Raw genomic sequence first — 16,797 nt, forward strand, 5'->3', positions numbered from 1 at the left:
GAGATGACCACGTTGATAGGTTACAGGTGTAAAGGTGGTAACATCATAGCCGAGTAATACTAATCACCCGTAGACTTTTCGCGCAGTATTCTTTTTTATAGATAAGAGTTAAGAGATAAGAGATAAGAAAGTGTAATACTACTTATGTTTTATCAATTATCAATCTCTTAAGAAGTTGTTAGTTAAAAATATGTTTTTTATCCCTATATGTTAAAAATATAATTAGGAATAGGTATTTAAGTTAAGATACAAAAAGTAGTTTAAAAAAAGCTCTTATCTTTTACCTCTTACCTCTTACCTAAAACGATTTAAGGTGGTTATAGTCAAAGGTCTCACCTCTTACCATTCCGAACAGAGCAGTTAAACCTTTTAGCGCAGATGGTACTACACTTGTTGTGGGAGAGTATGTCGCCGCCTTCTTATAAAGAGCAATTCTTTATCAGAATTGCTCTTTTTTTTATTTGCTTATTTCTAATAATGCAAAAAAATAAGGAGTAAAACTCCTTATTCTACAATCTCTATATCTACCTGTATCAATCCTTTGTTTTTATTGTCAGTGATTTCCATAAAGGCGCGTTTAGAGAGGTCGAGTTCTCTCCCTTTGGTAAAGGGGCCTCTATCAGTAACAGTAACAACTACTGATTTGCCATTTATCCGATTGGTAACCTTTAGTTGAGTACCAAAAGGCAACGAGGGGTGTGCCGTGGTGAGCTTACTATTGCTAAATACAGCCCCACTAGCAGTTTTTCTTCCATTGAACTTATCGTGATAATAGGTAGCTGTTACATTCGTCTTATATATGCCTGTTTTTATATTCGCAGTTTTTGTAGCTGCTTTTTTCCCGTGAGGATATCTATGGCTATCTACAGTGCTACAAGCCTGTAAAGCTAATAGTCCTATAAGGCATATTGCTATTTTCAAAAAGTTACTCTTCATATATTTTCTTTTTTAGTTTATGTTTCTTTTCTATTGGTCGTATTTCGAGCTAGAAAATAAAAGCGAAACGCTACTAATATGTTTATTTTGTGTTTATCTGGTTTTTACTATAAAATATGTTTTATGAGTTTCTGCCAGCAAATATACAAAATAAAATGATATGTGCGTCCTTTTGCTTTGTTTTTTTATCTTGGGAGCAAAAATATAATAATAGGACGCAACAACTTGTCGTTTTGAAAAAACTTTATACTTTTGTTGAAAAAATATTGAAAATGAGTTTATCGAAAATGTTTTCAAGGCATCGTTTTATTGTTGAACGATTGCGTATCAAACCCTGTACTAGTGAAGAATTAGAGAATGCTTGGGAGAGAAGTATAGAGAATACAGAGGGGCAACCTCTTGCTAAACGTACTTTACAACGTGATATTCAAATTATTAAAGAAGTTTACCATATAATTATTAAGTTTAACAAATCTCTTAAAGCATACGAAATCACAGAAGATAATGACCCCTATACCCAAAATCTCTTCGAGGCATTTGATGTGTTCAGAGCTTTGCAAAATTACGGTAATCTTTCTAAAGTTATTCAGTTTGATAGGCGATTGCCTGCGGGAACGAAGTATCTCTCACCCTTGCTTAGGGCTATTAAAGAACATCGTCAGCTAAAGTTGCACTATTATAAGTTTTGGGATAAAAACCAACAACCGGTGGTGCGTACGATAGAGCCTTATTTGCTAAAAGAGGCGCAAAGGCGTTGGTATGTGTTGGCGTGGGATGTGGAGAAGAAAGCGCTACGGGTGTTTGGCTTGGATAGGATTACCCGTTTAGATGACAGCAAAGATATTAAATATCAGCACACTGTACCGGAGGGCGTAGAGCACTTTTTCGACGATAGTTTTGGGGCGTGGGTAGATAGTGAGCACGCACAAGCAGAAGAGGTGGTGCTTACCTTTAAAAAATTGCCCAATGATTCAGTTTTTATGCCTAATCCGGCGGAATACCTCAAAGCGATGCCTCTGCATTCTTCGCAAGAGGTAGTGAGAGAAACTGACAATGAAATTGTACTCAAACTGCGCTTAAAAATTGCACCAGACTTTGTTAGGGAGATACAATCGTATGGTGATAGAGTGAAAGTACTATCGGATAATGTGTTAATTTGCAAAGAATAGTGTGATTTCGATGTAAAAGATGTTAGTGAATGCTTGGAGGTAGGTAGGTGAGAGATTATGTCTCAGAATGTCGTAGCACGATAGGCAATGCGAGGCACACGGGTAGGTGATAATTAGCAAAAGGTGAGGAGAATTGGCAGGAGAATCTTGTACGATTATTATGGGAAAGGTGTATAATTAATTAATTAAGAGTTAAAAGTTTTTTGAATGGACAATGAATAGTAAAAAAATTGTAGGGTAGGAGAGGTATTTGGAAATTGAGGTTTATTCGAAGGAAAGACGAACAATGAACGAAGGAAAGACGAACTTAAGACGAAGAATGAACAAAGAAAAGACGAACCTAAGACGAATTTAAAGTGAAGCTAAGGAGAAGGAAAGAAGATGTAATGATGAATTTTTTGGCAAGGTAAGAAGGAAAATGTAAGTGGAATGCTTCTGCTGATGAGGAAAAAACAGCATATTAACAAATCTGATAGAGAAACTCAGAAGGGCTTGGAGAGTAATAAAAAAAGATATTTTATGAGAGTAGTTATTCAGCGTGTAACTCACGCATCGGTGGATATAGATAAGCAAACAGTAGCTTCTATCAATAAAGGTTTATTAGTATTGGTAGGTATAGAAGATAGCGATACCAATGAGGATATAGCGTGGTTATCGGCTAAAATGGTGAATTTACGCGTTTTTGACGATGAAAATGGGGTGATGAATCTTTCGGTAAAAGATGTAGGAGGAGAAGTGCTTATCGTGTCGCAATTCACCTTGCACGCTTCTACTAAAAAAGGTAATCGCCCCAGCTATATAAAGGCAGCACGTCCAGAAGTTGCAATTCCTATCTATGAGACGTTTATAAAGCAAGTGGAAAGTTTGTTAGGCAAGCGAGTGCCCACAGGACAGTTTGGGGCAATGATGCAAGTAGCCTTGTGTAATGACGGTCCTGTAACTATTCTTATAGATACAAAAAATAGGGAATAAAAAAGAACCCTATCACTAATATAATGATAGGGCTCCTTTAAATGTTTTCACAACGGAAAAAAATCCTTATTGTGAATTGCTTTTAAATTGTGCGACAAAAGTAGGTATAATATTTTTAATGTGCAAATATTTTTATATAAAAATATTTATTACATTTGTCCTTTCTAAAAACATTATACCAATGAAACATATATTAGGATTAGATTTGGGCACCACTTCAATAGGTTTTGCTCATATTGTAGAAGATGAAAACAAAGAAAAATCAGAGATTAAGGAATTAGGAGTGCGTATTGTGTCTTTAACCACAGATGAACAATCCGACTTTGAAAAAGGAAAATCAATAACTACTAATGCCAATAGAACCCTTAAACACGGAGCAAGACTAAATCTTGATCGCTATCAACAAAGGCGAAAATATCTCATAGATTTATTGCAGAAAGCGAACCTAATTACTTCCTCCTCTATTTTAGCTGAAAATGGCAAAAATACCACACATTCTACTTGGCAATTGAGAGCTAAAGCTGTTACCGAACGTGTCGAGAAAGAAGAGTTTGCTAGGATACTACTGGCTATTAATAAAAAACGAGGCTATAAAAGTAGCAGAAAAGCAAAAACTGAAGATGAAGGACAAGCAATAGATGGAATGGCTATAGCAAAGCGCCTTTATGATGAAAACCTAACTCCAGGACAGTTATCGCTACAATTACTTCAACAAAATAAAAGACTCCTCCCAGACTTTTATCGTTCAGATTTACAAAAAGAATTTGACCTCGTTTGGAATTTTCAAAAACAGTTTTACCCTGATATCCTAACAGATATTTTTTATAAAGAATTGCAAGGGAAAGGTAAGGATGCTACTTCAAAAGCTTTTTCTAAAAGATATCATTTTGACACAGCTGAGAACAAAGGTTCTAAAGAATCTGTTCGTTTGCAAGCCTATCAGTGGCGTGCGGAGGCTATATCTAAACAACTTTCAAAAGAAGAAGTAGCTTATGTCTTAACCGAAATCAACAACAATTTGAACAATGCAAGTGGCTATTTAGGCGCTATTTCCGATAGAAGTAAAGAACTCTATTTCAATCGTCAAACAGTAGGGCAATACTTGTATGCACAGCTTCAGGAAAATAGACATAATAGCCTTAAAAATAAAGTGTTTTACCGTCAGGATTACTTAGATGAGTTTGAACGCATTTGGGAAACTCAAGCTTCATTTCACAAAGAATTGACTGAGGAACTTAAAAAGCAAATCCGTGATGTGGTAATTTTTTATCAACGTAAACCTAAATCTCAAAAAGGATTGATATCATTTTGTGAGTTTGAGAGCAAAGAAATTGAGATAGAAAAAGACGGAAAAACTATAACTAAAAGCATAGGAGCTCGTGTTGTCCCTAAATCCTCTCCTTTGTTTCAAGAATTTAAGATTTGGCAAATACTCAATAACGTTATCTGCAAAAGAAAAGGTATCAGGAAAAAGAAAATCTCTGCTAAGACTACTCAGTTAGATTTGCTCAATGAATCTTCTCAAACGATTTTTAGTTTGGATATGGAATGCAAACAACTTCTTTTTGAGGAACTTAACTTAAAAGGAAACCTAAAATCGGATAAAGTACTGAAATTATTAGGCTATTCTCCTCAAGAATGGGAAATCAACTACAATCAATTAGAAGGAAATCGCACTCAAAAAGCACTCTATGAAGCCTATTTAAAGATTGTCGAAATGGAAGCTCACGATGTGAAAGATATTTTACAGATAAAATCTGCAAAAGACGATTGGTCTTTAGACGAATCTCCTCTTTCAGCTTCCGAAATCAGAGAAAAGGTAAAGGATATCTTCCAAGCATTAGGAATATGTACTAAAATCCTTTATTTTGACCCTCTTTTGCCTGTAAAAGAGTTTGAAAAGCAGGATTCCTATCAGTTGTGGCATTTGCTTTATTCCTATGAAAGTGATGATTCTACCTCTGGTAACGAAACTCTTTACCGAATCTTAGAAAAGAAATACGCTTTTAAGAGAGAACACGCTAGAATACTCGCCAATGTAGCCTTGCAAGATGACTACGGTAGCCTATCTACTAAAGCTATCCGCAAGATATACCTTAATATAAAAGAAAATCAGTATAGCACAGCTTGTGAAATGGCAGGTTATAAGCACTCTAAACTATCTTTAACCACAGAAGAATTAGAGGCTCGTGAACTGAAAAATATTATTCCACTACTTAAAAAGAACGCTTTGAGAAATCCTGTAGTTGAGAAGATTCTCAATCAGATGATCAATGTAGTGAACGCTTTGATTGAGAAAAACAGTGAACGAGATGCTGAAGGGAAAATTACAAAACACTTCCATTTCGATGAAATTCGCATTGAATTAGCTCGTGAATTGAAGAAAAATGCCCAAAAAAGGTATGAAATGAGCCAAAACATCAATAAAGCTAAATCAGAACATCAAAAAATTAGCGAAATACTTCAGAAACAGTTTGGCATCAAGAATCCTACCAAATCCGATATTATTCGTTATCGCTTGTATCAAGAATTGGAACACAATGGCTATAAAGAACTATATACTAATGCCCCTATAGCTCAAGATATGTTGTTTAGTAAAAATATTGAGATAGAACACATTGTTCCTAAGGCACGAGTGTTCGATGATAGTTTTTCTAATAAAACATTGACTTTCCATAGAATAAATAGTGACAAAGGAGAATATACTGCTTTTGATTATATTACTTCTTTAAATAGTGAAGAAGAACTCAATCAATATCTCACCAGAGTAGAGAATGCTTATAAAACAAAAAGCATTTCTCCTGCTAAATACAAGAATTTGCTCAAAAAAGCCTCTGAAATAGGTGATGACTTTATCAATAGAGACCTGAGAGATACTCAGTACATAGCTAAAAAAGCTAAAGAAATACTTTTCCAAGTAACTAAAAATGTACTTTCTACCTCAGGAAGTATCACCGATAGATTGCGCGAAGACTGGGGCTTGGTAGATGTGATGAAAGAGCTAAATATGCCTAAATATCAGTCGTTAGGACTTACTGAAATAATAGAACGTCGAGATGGTAGAAAAGTAGAAGTAATAAAAGATTGGACAAAGCGTAACGACCATCGCCACCACGCAATGGATGCCCTTACTGTCGCCTTTACTAAACCTTCCTATATACAATATCTCAATCATCTAAATGCTCGAAAAGATGAAAACAATAAACTATATACTGATATTTTAGGTATAGAAAGAAAAGAAACCATTAAAATACATGATGAAAATGGTAATGAAAAAAGAGTTTTTATAGAACCTATACCTAACTTTAGACAAGTAACCAAAAAACATCTCGAAGAAATATTCATTTCGCACAAAGCAAAGAATAAAGTAGTTACCAAAAATGTAAATAAACCTGCTGGTACTGATAAACAACAAATCACACTCACTTCACGAGGTCAGCTACACAAAGAAACTATATATGGCAAATACCAATATTATGTCAATAAAGAAGAAAAAATAGGTGTAAAGTTTGATAAAGAAACTATCGCAAAAGTCTCTAATCCTGTTTATCGCGAAGCATTGTTAAAAAGATTGCAAGCTAATGACAACGACCCTAAAAAAGCCTTTACAGGTAAGAACGCACTATCTAAAAAACCTATTTATTTAGATGAAGCAAAAACTAAAACTTTGCCAGAAAAAGTAAATCTCACCTACTTGGAAGAAGATTTTTCTATTCGGAAAGATATTTCTCCTGACAATTTCAAAGATTTGAAATCTATTGAAAAAGTAATTGACCAAGGAGTAAAACGTATTCTTATCAAGCGACTCCAAGACTACGATAATGATCCTAAGAAAGCCTTTGTAGACTTAGAAAAGAACCCTATTTGGCTCAATAAAGAAAAAGGAATTGCGATCAAACGCGTTACTATAAGTGGCGTGAGCAACGCTCAACCTTTGCACATAGGGAAAGACCATTTAGGAAAAACTACATTGAATAAAGAAGGAAATGAAATTCCTGTAGATTATGTAAGTACAGGCAATAACCACCACGTGGCTATTTATCGGGATAAAGAAGGTAATTTGCGGGAACAAATAGTTTCCTTCTTTGACGCTGTCGTACGAGCTCAGCAAGGGCTTCCTATTATTGATAAAACCTATAAACAAGCAGAAGGTTGGCAATTTCTGTTCACTATGAAACAGAATGAAATGTTCGTATTTCCTAATGCAACAACAGGTTTTAATCCCGCTGAAATAGACTTGTTAGATCCTAAGAACAAAAAATTGATAAGCCCCAATTTGTTTAGAGTACAAAAAATAGCTACTAAAGATTATTTTTTTAGACATCACCTAGAAACTAATGTAGAGACAGATAATGTTCTAAAAAATACAACTTGGAAGAGAGAAGGCTTGTCAGGGTTAAAAGATATCGTAAAAGTCCGTATTAATCACTTAGGCGATATTGTAAGCATAGGTGAATATTAAAACTCTTTTTAAAAACCAATAAACACCCTTTAAACTATGTTATACTAGGCAATCCTGCCCATTTGAAGTTATATGAGTCATTAAGTTGTTATCAATCGCAAAACTACAAAATTTGAAAGCAATTCACAACGGCGATACGGCTTTCAATCACTGAGCTAAGGTTGTTATCAATCGCAAAACTACAAAATTTGAAAGCAATTCACAAAATGTATAAGTAAATAATCTGAACAATAACGCCAAGTAAAGCGAGCGAATCCTCTCCCTTTTATGATTTTTATTTGTTTTTTTAGATGATAATTCTTACCTTTGTACCCTAATTTAATATTAAAAATTATGGATATTATTGTAACACTTATTATTGGAGCCATCGCTGGATGGTTAGGAGGAACTATCTACAAAGGTAGTGGATTAGGTCTTATAGGCAATATCATTATTGGTATTCTTGGAAGTATCGTGGGATATTGGCTTTTAGGAGATGTGTTTCACGTCTCACTTGGAGGAGGATGGATTGGTGCTATCTTGACAGGAGCTATTGGAGCTATTGTTATTTTATTCTTGATAAATTTGATATTTAAAAAGAAGTAATAAGGAAGGAAGAGCACATATTAAAAATGAAAAAACCCCGAAAATATATATTTTCGGGGTTTTTTAGTACTTCTTTTTTAGAATTACCTACTTGCGTTAGCAATCCAGGTTTTTCCATCTGTAGTATACAAAATGTTCAATGAAGAGGCGTTGATTCTAATGATTTTCACACCATCTTTCAAGTCGATGTTTACTAAAGTGTTATCTCCTTCTTTTTTGAAGCTAACACCTTTAAGGTCAGGAATACCGTCTGAAAAACGGAAATAATAGTCATTTCCTGTTTTAATAACTGTTACGGCTCCATTATCAGCGGATTTTTTCTGTTGACTATCGGAGTAAGAGATTTTACCTTTGTAGGTTCCTACAAAAAGGTCATTGTCTGCTGGGTCATCATTCTTGCTACAAGATATACAAGAAAAAGCTACTAGTGAATGTCTGTAATAAGAGTTAGTGTTTAGGCGAAATTATAAAATTTGGGTTCATTTCATATGTGTTTTGATATTATTGAATAATTGTAAAGTTTGTATAGAATCGCCATAATTCAAAAGAAGTATTTGATTTTTAGAGTGATAAATCTTAATGTAAGGTTTTGTATTAACACGTAAAGAAAGTTTATATACATCTCCTTTTTCGGTTTTAAAAAATCCCTTTTTGATGATTCCTACATCAAAACCGTTAGTTCTCAAAACAAATTTAGGTAATTCGTTAACAAGAGTTATTGAATCAATATCTTTCATTTTAATATTAAAATGATAAAGACCTGAATTCTCAATTCTTTCTTTGCTAACCTCAATATCACTTTCTCTCATTCCATAATAAAGAAAAATACACACAGCCCCGATTAAGAAAAGAACAATGTAAAAATCTTTTTAGAAGAAGCTTGTTTTTTTATAGGATTAAATCGTAGTACGGATAAAATGGGAATAAGTAAGCCTGGTAATATGGAAACACCAATGTCCCAGACAACGGAACGAGACAAAAAAGTTAAAAAAATAGAAGCTAATCCACAAATAATAAAGACATTACGCAGATACAGCGTATACCCTGTATTTTTTAAAGATTCTTTCTCTTCATCAGACAATGTGTTATAGCCTGATAATAAGTTAGGAAATTTTGAGATTAGAAATCCCATTGTTATGTAAAACACTCCTAAAATACAATTTATGGTATCCATAAAAGTTTAGTTTTATACGTTAATAATACGAGACAAAGATAAACATAACAAAATCCGTTTAAACTTTTGGCAAAGTTACAATAAATAATTAGAAAATGAGGGAATGAGAAAATGAGGGAATTAGAGAATTAAGAGATTAGCAAATGGAGTAAATGTCAATAATGCCAGAAATATCAATAATACCACCAAGGGGAATGGGCGGGGCGGACTTTTCAGACGGGTCGGATAGGTTAGAGGAGGGGCTGGAGAATTCGGAAGGAAACGGAAGAAATCACAAAAAGACTGGGAGGTTTTTTGATGAAAAAAGGCTGTGAGAAGGGTGGGGGTAGCTTATAGAGAGCTTATAGGAAGCTTATACGAATCTTGGACGATTGGTATAGAAAGGGTATATAAGTAGTTGATTCATACTATAATACAACAACGCTAAAAATGTTAAAAACGGGGTTTCGAGGCGAAAGAAAGAGAAAAGGCAATAGGCCTTAGGCCATAGGCAATAGGGGGAAGTGTGACGAAAAAAATAATGAAATGACGAATGACGAGAGACGAATGACGAAGAAAATGTGATGAAAATCTCTCGCGGTGCACATACCCAGCTGTCGCTGGCTACCTTCAAAGGAGGAATGTGGAGACGGAAAAGGGAAAAAATGACGAGAGACGAACGGCGAATGACGAGGGGGCGAGTGACGGGAAAGAGGGGATATAGCGAGAGAAAACAGATGGGTGAAGGGGGGAATGATAGGGTTTTCTTTTATGTATCTTGTATATATTACAAAATTCATTATTTTTGCGGTTCGAAGAATGCGAATAAAATACAAAAAAATATTGGCTAAATATAAATATATCAATTGTCCTTCGTTAGATGTTACTAAATACAACACCAAAACGAAAGAAGGAATGATACAGTTGGTAGATGATTATACAAAGACTTGTAAATAGAATGTTTTTGGGCAAAAAGTAAAATGTTTTGTAATATTTTAGGGTATAAGTATTGCCGATAACTAAAAAAATAGTATCTTTGCCCTTGTAAATATTATCAGAATAAGCAATAAAAAGGAATACCAATATGGAAATTCAAGGACGAATTATAAAGATTAGCCCTACACAAACCGTAGGACAAAACGGCTTTCAACGCCGTGATGTGGTGATTTCTACTGAGGAACAATACCCCCAGTATATCCCTTTTGACTTTGTACAAGAAAAATGTGTACTTCTCGACAACTTTCAGGTAGGGCAATTGGTACGCATCAGTTTCAATATTCGCGGTCGTGAATGGGTAAACCCACAAGGAGAAACTAAATATATTGTGAACTTACAAGGATGGCGTATTGAAAATGCTGAGGTGGCACAAGGAGCCTATCCCCCTCCGCAAGGGCAATATCCACCACAGGGGCAACCAGCTTATCCGCCACAAGGATATGCACAACCACAATATCAGCAAGCGCCATCGCAATATCAGCAAGCCCCACCACAATACCAACAAACGCCCCCTCAGTATCCGCCACAAGCCCCTCAACAGGCTTTTAGTGCACCAGACCCTGCACAGGGAGCTTCTGCCCCTACTGAGGAAGACGATTTACCATTCTAAAGAATGATATACTTAACGAACGATAAAACATCTTTTCCTTCCCCCGATACGGCTTCGGAGGAAGGAATTGTTGCTTTAGGAGGGAGTCTTACCCCTAAACGGCTTATTGAGGCGTATTCGGAGGGTATTTTTCCGTGGTATAACGAAGGAGAGCCGGTAGTTTGGTGGTGTCCTGACCCTCGCTTTGTACTCTTTCGGGAGAAATTGCATATCAGCAAGCATATGCGTAAGATGTTACGCGAAGCACCTTATCGCGTTACTTATAACCATTGTTTTACTGAGGTGATGCGACAGTGTGCTACTGTTCCGCGTAAAGACCAAGACGGCACGTGGATTCACCCTGAACTGATAGAAGCCTATACAGGCTTGCATAAAAGAGGGATAGCGCACTCGGTAGAGGTGTGGGAAGGAGATGTGCTCATAGGAGGTTTATACGGGCTAAAAATGGGCAAAATCTTTTGTGGGGAGAGTATGTTTAGCAAGCGTAATAATGCCTCAGAATACGGCTTTATCACCTACCTGCAAGCACACCCCGATATAGCATTGATAGATTGCCAAATATACAGCGAGTATTTAGAGCGTTTGGGAGCAGAGGAAATACCTCGCAAAGAGTTTTTAACGCTTTTAGGTAAGGCATATGAAGAAAGAGAAAATCGAAAAATAATAACTTAAACTGTATGAATATGAGACCTTTTACATTATTACTATTTACGTTGGCTCTTATGAGCTGGGGTTGTTCTAAAAAAGAGGAGGTTAATGAGAAACCTTGGAAATTGGTATGGGAAGATAATTTCGACAGAAATGATATTTTCTCGACAGGAGTGTGGACAAAAATGAACCGTTGGGGAGACAACTGTTGCAACACAATGAGCAAAGACCCGAGTTTGTTTGAGATAAAGGACGGTAAGATGATTCTTTTAGGGGTGACTAATAAAGATTTAAAAAAAGACCCTTCGCCTTACCTTACTGCGGGTGTTTGGACTAAAGAAAAGAAGTTTTTCCAAAAAGGGAAGATAGAAGTGCGTTGTAAGTTAGAAGGTACGCAAGGAGCGTGGCCTGCTATATGGTTGGTTACCAAAGACACTAAATGGCCTGAAGAAGGAGGAGAGATAGACCTTATAGAACGCTTAAATTACGACCCTTTTGTGTATCACACTGTGCATTCGCCATTTACACATAAAAAGAAAGCAGGACCAAAAAACTCTACTTCTTTCCCTATTAATCCTGATGACTACAACACTTATGCAGTCGATTTTGAAGGAGATGTGATACGGTTTTACGTAAACGGACTGCCTTCATTTGTCTACTCGCGTATGCCTGGTAAGGAGAGTGAAAAGCAATTCCCGTTTGATTTGCCTTTCTTTTTGATTATTGATATGCAACTGGGAGGTGAATGGGTAGGCGAAGTAAAGCCGTTTGATAAACCCGTGAGAATGTATATTGATTGGGTGCGGTTTTATCAGAGGTAAACGAGGTATAAAAATGATTGTTTTAATTACTGGAGCTTCACACACAGGTAAGACTTTTTTAGCTCAAAAGCTATTAGAAAAATATAAATACCCATATCTATCAATAGATCACTTAAAAATGGGATTAATTCGCAGTGGTTATACTAAACTTACCTTAGAAAATGATAAAGCACTTACAGATTATATGTGGCCTATTATTCGTGAAATGATTAAGACAGCCATAGAAAACAAACAAAATCTTATCATTGAAGGAACATATATTCCTTTTGACTGGGAGAAAGATTTTACAAAAAAATATCTCGAGGATATTAAATGTTATTGTCTTGTAATGAGTGAAAACTATATTAAAACCCACTTTGATGATATAAAGAAATATGCAAAAGTCATAGAAAACCGTTTAGATGATGATTGGTGTACAATGGAAAGTGTTTTAGATGATAATGCACAGTTTTTAGCTTTTGCAAAGAAACACAACACTAATTTTATACTGATTGATGAAACATATAAGGTAAATATTGAGCTATGATATTTATATTATATGTTAGTTGTCAATGGTGAATTATTTTATGGAAGCAAGCGCAGTAGTGAGATTTTTGTTTTGGAGAGACTTAGAGAGGCAGAGAAACGGTATAGTTATTTGCTAATGGTGCGACGGGCGACTAACAGCAAGTAGCTGAGGGCGCCTACTCCTATGCATATTGCCATTGCAAATACCATTGGGCGCTCGGAGGTGATGGCGAAAAGCGAGAGCACTGCCCCTACTACTGAACCGATGCCAAAACGCAACATTCCTGTGAGTGAATTGGCGGTACCTGCTACTTCGGGGTACATATCCAAAATGGCGGCATTGGCACTGCTGGACACTACTGATACTAAACCTACAAACATTGAAACGCCTGCTACCGTAGCCCATAATCCCAAATGGAAAATACCGCATATCACCAGCCACGCTCCTGCAATGAGTTGGATAGTTAGCCCCAACCGCAAGGATTTTTCTACGCCTATTTTGGTGACGAATTTGCCATTGAGTGAGGTTGCTGTCATCATTACAATTACATTGAGAAGGAAAAAATACCCAAAGTGTTGAGGGGCTACCCCAAAGAGTTTGGTGTACACAATAGAGCCCGTGGTGATAAAGCAAAACATTCCTGAATAGGAAAGCGAATTGCAGAAAATATACCCCAATACCTTTTTGTTGCTGAGGAGCTTTCCATAAATACGCAAGGTGTTGCCTATTTTCAAAGGAACACGCTTGAACTTAGGAAGCGTTTCAGGGATTTTATAACTCACTAAGAGCGCCGCCAAGAGTCCTAAAACCATCAGCACGTAGAAGATGATATGCCAATGAAACCAGTCGGTGAGGTGACCGCCCAATACGGGGGCGATGAGCGGGGCAATCATCGTGACAATCATAATCATCGACATTTGGCGGGCGAACTCGTTCTTGGCGAAAAGGTCGCGCAAGAGGGCACCCGTTACTACCGCCGGCGATGCTCCAAAAAAGCCTTGCACAAAGCGCAGTATATAAAAATGATGGATATGGTGAATTTGCGTAATCACTAACGATACCAATGCTGAGGTGATAATCCCAATGAGAATGATAGGTTTGCGCCCATAACTATCGGAAAGAGGTCCCCAGAAGAGTTGCCCAAAAGCAAAACCAAGGGTAAAGAGTGCTAAGGTTTGAGATATCATCTCTTCGGATACATTCAAATCGTTAGCAATCTTCACAAAAGCAGGGAGATACATATCGATAGCCAGCGGGGTGAGCATCGATAAGAGTCCCATAATGAGGATAAACAGTAGGTCGGGTTTTGAGTCTTTGAGTTCTAACACTATTTTTTAGGGTCTTTAATACGTTCTATTTCCTTTACAATTTCTTGGTAGTGTAGATGGTTAATAGATGAAGCAGGTTCTTTGGCGAGAGCTTGTTTGGCGAAAGCCTCAATCATATCCAAATGCTGTAAGGCAAAGAGTCGCACATCGGATACTTGCTGTATGCTCGCAGCTTTGCTGTTTTTAGCGTCGGCAGGTGCATTGATGAGCCTATCGATTTGAGAGAGGTACAAGCGTTCTATCCCACGGCGATAAGTGTTTTGACGCGCATCGGGGTGGTTGAGGGGTTTCCATACCGCTTTGAATACATCTTGCAGATATTCGTTTAGCGGATAAGGATTTTTGGAGGTGAGCGATTGGTTATAAAGGTTGTAGAGGGTTTGCTCTCCTAAAAGCACACTCAGGGTAAGGTTTTGCATACTGATGATGTTCTTATCGGGGGTTGCTCCTGTTTTTTCTACTATTTCCTGAGGATATAACCACAAAGGCGCTTCAAAAAGTTCTTTATCTAAATAGTTAATAGCTTCTTTTACCTTCTCTTTGGGTACTTCTTTATAGACTTCTTTCTCACCGATGATGCCCACATATCTATTGCCAATGTGTTTGAGCACGTGTTTTAAATAGCGGAAATACTGCATATAGGCAGCGGTTTGCATTTCGTTGAGATGTTCGTATTTATCGTTATTTTGCTTTGTCCATTCGGGGAGATGTTGCACGATATAGCGGAGGTTTTTCAATCCGTAAGTATTGGCTTTCATCACGTTGTCCGAAAGGTCTTCAGTTTGGGCACGAGGGTCTTCATCTTTGCCTTCCCCTCCGAACCACAATCGCGGATTGGCTTTGAGTTTTTGGGTAACCATTTCGGCAAGAGATTCTTGTTCAGCATACTCGTCTTTATATTTGTTGCCATAATAGCGATATCCCCATTCGATTGCCCATTTGTCGTAGATACCTATGCGCGGATAGAGTCCTTTGCTGCTGATGTTGTCTTCGGGCTGTGCCACATAGTTAAAACGCGCATAGTCCATAATAGAAGCGGTATGCCCATTGGCTTCTACCCATTTTTTGTCGCGGAGTTTTTCGACAGGCGTTTGACTGCTGGCACCCATATTGTGGCGCAAACCTAAGCAGTGCCCTATTTCGTGAGAGGAGACAAAGCGCACGAGGTCGCCCATTAGTTCCTCGTTGAACTCCATAGTACGAGCGCGTTTATCGACAGCGCCTGCCTGAATCATATACCACTGATTGAGGAGTTTCATCACGTTGTGATACCAGCCCACGTGGCATTCTATAATTTCACCACTGCGAGGGTCGGCGATGTTAGGACCGTAGGCGTTACTTTTTTCGGAAGGGAGGTAGCGAATTACGTTGAAGCGCGCATCTTCTAAGCTCATTGAAGGGTCGTTAGGCCAAGGTTTTGCGACAATAGCCTCTTTGAATCCCGCTTGTTCGAAAGCAACATTCCAATCGTTTACGCCTAAAATGAGGTATTTTTGCCATTGTTTAGGCGTAGCAGGGTCGATATAGAACACAATTTGCTTTTTGGGGCGTACTAACTGACCGCTGAGGTATTTTTTGATATCTTCTTTGCGAGGTTCTAAGCGGAAACGGTGGATATAATATTCAGTTTCGGTGCGCTGTTGCTGGTCGCTGAACTTGATGTATCGGGTAGCGAAAAAGCCCACACGAGGGTCGAAGAGGCGTTTTTGCATAGGTGTTTTGGGTAAAAGCACCATAGAGATATTCAGTTCTAAGGTAATAGCCCCTACCTTGTTTGCCGACGGAATGGTACTGGGTGAAGCGTTGAACGTTTTGAGAGTATTGACCTCTACGTTGATAGGATAAGGACGTATATCGTCTACAAAAGAACGATCGGTAGCGATAGCGCCTATTTTCATTTGGGTTTTTGTATTCGATGAAAAAGAGGTAACGCTGTTGTCTTGCTTGAAGAAATCGGTGATGTCGATGAGCTGTGCTTTGGTTTTGGGGTTGCGCCCGATAACGGTGAACGATGCCACCACAGGATTTGCACTCGAATTGGCTACTGCCACCGAGATATTATCGTCGGTATCGGCTTCTTGCAGATTTAGAAATGAGCGCAAGAGGAGTGTTTTATCGCCTTTCTGCTCGAAATAGACGGTTTGTTCATTCACTTTTTCGCCTGCATAGAGTCCGAAGTTATGAGGAGCCGCTTTGAGTCGCGTTACGCATAGCAAATAGCGATTGAGGAGGGAATCGGGGACTTCAAAGTACCATTTCTCTTCAATTTTGCGAATCGTAAAGAGTCCGTTGCGCTCAATACCCTTTTTTTTGATGAGTTTAGCGTACTCTTCGGCGCGCTTTTGCTCAGGAGTTTTTTCGGGTTTTTCAGTTGTTTTGGTTTTAGTAGTATCTTTAGTAATGGTATCTTTCACAGCAGGTATTTTCTGCGCGAAAATCATTGTTGTAAATGATAGGAAAAGTATAAGTAAGTGTTTTTTCATTATTAGGTGTCAGGGATTAGACTTGTTAGATACGTCTGATCTGAGAGTATTTGATTTTGGGGTGCAAAAGTAGAAAATAATTAGGAAATTAGCAAATGAGAGAATTAGGAAATTAGGAAATGAGAG

14 protein-coding genes and 2 rRNA genes (1 of these 16 running past the window's edge) are annotated in these 16,797 nt (G+C 37.5%); 10 read left to right on the top strand and 6 right to left on the bottom strand.

Annotation, left to right across the window (positions count from 1 at the left end; translation table 11 throughout):
- Together C3V44_RS09760 and rrf are read left to right on the top strand one after the other, a co-directional pair.
- A 23S ribosomal RNA gene (locus C3V44_RS09760) occupies positions 1–83 on the top strand (it extends 2,762 nt beyond the left edge of the window).
- Positions 84–309: 226 nt separating this feature from the next.
- Positions 310–420 (top strand): 5S ribosomal RNA (gene rrf / locus C3V44_RS09765).
- A gap of 84 nt (positions 421–504) precedes the next feature.
- Here rrf and C3V44_RS09770 read toward each other — a convergent pair.
- Positions 505–936 carry a septal ring lytic transglycosylase RlpA family protein gene (locus tag C3V44_RS09770; protein WP_106095782.1) on the bottom strand — a complete coding sequence of 144 codons (432 nt, stop codon included), beginning with the start codon at positions 934–936 and terminating at the stop codon, positions 505–507.
- A gap of 272 nt (positions 937–1,208) precedes the next feature.
- On the opposite strand from C3V44_RS09770, the gene C3V44_RS09775 reads away from it, so the two are divergent.
- From C3V44_RS09775 to C3V44_RS09790, 4 genes are all read left to right on the top strand, one after another.
- Complete coding sequence (locus C3V44_RS09775) at positions 1,209–2,105, top strand: YafY family protein (protein ID WP_254425433.1); 897 nt, start codon at positions 1,209–1,211, stop codon at positions 2,103–2,105.
- A gap of 519 nt (positions 2,106–2,624) precedes the next feature.
- A complete protein-coding gene (dtd, locus tag C3V44_RS09780; protein ID WP_053581847.1) occupies positions 2,625–3,077 on the top strand; it encodes a D-aminoacyl-tRNA deacylase in 453 nt (150 codons plus the stop codon).
- Positions 3,078–3,258: 181 nt separating this feature from the next.
- A complete protein-coding gene (cas9, locus tag C3V44_RS09785) occupies positions 3,259–7,539 on the top strand; it encodes a type II CRISPR RNA-guided endonuclease Cas9 (protein WP_106096331.1) in 4,281 nt (1,426 codons plus the stop codon).
- Positions 7,540–7,872: 333 nt separating this feature from the next.
- The gene (locus tag C3V44_RS09790; protein ID WP_106096332.1) at positions 7,873–8,124 is read left to right on the top strand and encodes a GlsB/YeaQ/YmgE family stress response membrane protein; all 252 of its coding nucleotides are present in this window, start codon (positions 7,873–7,875) and stop codon (positions 8,122–8,124) included.
- Positions 8,125–8,207: 83 nt separating this feature from the next.
- On the opposite strand, the gene C3V44_RS12420 is transcribed toward C3V44_RS09790, so the two are convergent.
- The 3 genes from C3V44_RS12420 to C3V44_RS12430 form a co-directional block, all read right to left on the bottom strand.
- Complete coding sequence (locus tag C3V44_RS12420) at positions 8,208–8,534, bottom strand: hypothetical protein (protein WP_106096333.1); 327 nt, start codon at positions 8,532–8,534, stop codon at positions 8,208–8,210.
- Positions 8,535–8,603: 69 nt separating this feature from the next.
- The gene (locus C3V44_RS12425) at positions 8,604–8,933 is read right to left on the bottom strand and encodes a hypothetical protein (protein WP_002673985.1); all 330 of its coding nucleotides are present in this window, start codon (positions 8,931–8,933) and stop codon (positions 8,604–8,606) included.
- Between the two features lie 32 nt (positions 8,934–8,965).
- Positions 8,966–9,298: a DUF3784 domain-containing protein gene (locus tag C3V44_RS12430; protein WP_254425434.1), complete on the bottom strand. Its 333-nt coding sequence runs from the start codon at positions 9,296–9,298 to the stop codon at positions 8,966–8,968.
- Positions 9,299–10,361: 1,063 nt separating this feature from the next.
- On the opposite strand from C3V44_RS12430, the gene C3V44_RS09815 reads away from it, so the two are divergent.
- The 4 genes from C3V44_RS09815 to C3V44_RS09830 are packed head-to-tail and all read left to right on the top strand — an operon-like array spanning position 10,362 to position 12,878.
- Positions 10,362–10,883 carry a DUF3127 domain-containing protein gene (locus C3V44_RS09815; protein WP_106096335.1) on the top strand — a complete coding sequence of 174 codons (522 nt, stop codon included), beginning with the start codon at positions 10,362–10,364 and terminating at the stop codon, positions 10,881–10,883.
- Between the two features lie 3 nt (positions 10,884–10,886).
- Positions 10,887–11,555: a leucyl/phenylalanyl-tRNA--protein transferase gene (gene aat, locus C3V44_RS09820; protein WP_106096336.1), complete on the top strand. Its 669-nt coding sequence runs from the start codon at positions 10,887–10,889 to the stop codon at positions 11,553–11,555.
- Positions 11,556–11,560: 5 nt separating this feature from the next.
- Complete coding sequence (locus tag C3V44_RS09825) at positions 11,561–12,352, top strand: glycoside hydrolase family 16 protein (protein ID WP_106096337.1); 792 nt, start codon at positions 11,561–11,563, stop codon at positions 12,350–12,352.
- Positions 12,353–12,365: 13 nt separating this feature from the next.
- Positions 12,366–12,878 carry a zeta toxin family protein gene (locus C3V44_RS09830; protein ID WP_106096338.1) on the top strand — a complete coding sequence of 171 codons (513 nt, stop codon included), beginning with the start codon at positions 12,366–12,368 and terminating at the stop codon, positions 12,876–12,878.
- Positions 12,879–12,985: 107 nt separating this feature from the next.
- Here C3V44_RS09830 and C3V44_RS09835 read toward each other — a convergent pair whose 3' ends face one another.
- Both C3V44_RS09835 and C3V44_RS09840 read right to left on the bottom strand, forming a co-directional pair.
- Positions 12,986–14,140 carry a Bcr/CflA family multidrug efflux MFS transporter gene (locus C3V44_RS09835; protein ID WP_254425484.1) on the bottom strand — a complete coding sequence of 385 codons (1,155 nt, stop codon included), beginning with the start codon at positions 14,138–14,140 and terminating at the stop codon, positions 12,986–12,988.
- 47 nt (positions 14,141–14,187) lie between these two features.
- A complete protein-coding gene (locus C3V44_RS09840) occupies positions 14,188–16,671 on the bottom strand; it encodes a zinc-dependent metalloprotease (RefSeq protein ID WP_106096340.1) in 2,484 nt (827 codons plus the stop codon).
- Positions 16,672–16,797 lie beyond the last annotated feature (126 nt).

It is taken from the genome of Capnocytophaga sp. oral taxon 864, from assembly GCF_002998835.1.
GTDB lineage: Bacteria > Bacteroidota > Bacteroidia > Flavobacteriales > Flavobacteriaceae > Capnocytophaga > Capnocytophaga ochracea.